The 227-nt window shown below is 84.1% G+C and carries 1 pseudogene; it reads right to left on the bottom strand.

The window, feature by feature from the left end:
• Positions 1–227 (bottom strand): annotated as a pseudogene (locus GT045_RS26915) (hypothetical protein); the annotation flags it as partial.

The following is a 227-nucleotide window of genomic DNA, read 5'->3' as shown; positions in this document are numbered from 1 at the left end:
GGCCTGTGGGGGCGCCGCGTACCCGTGCGCGGCGGCCGCCGCGAGCCACTGCGGAAGCAGCTCCATCAGGTCCGGGGAACTGCCCCGCCGCCCGCCGCCGGCCCCGCCGGACCGGTCGGTCAGCAGGGTGGTGAGCCGGCGTGCCGCCGGTGCGGGCAGGGCCGGACGCGGATCGTCGGGCGCCCGCGCGGGCCGCCGGGCCGCCCGCGCGGGCCGCAGACCGGCCC

This window comes from Streptomyces sp. SID486 (assembly GCF_009865385.1).
Lineage (GTDB): Bacteria > Actinomycetota > Actinomycetes > Streptomycetales > Streptomycetaceae > Streptomyces.
Note: the sequence above shows the minus strand (reverse complement) of the source record. Positions and strands in the feature narration are given on the sequence as shown.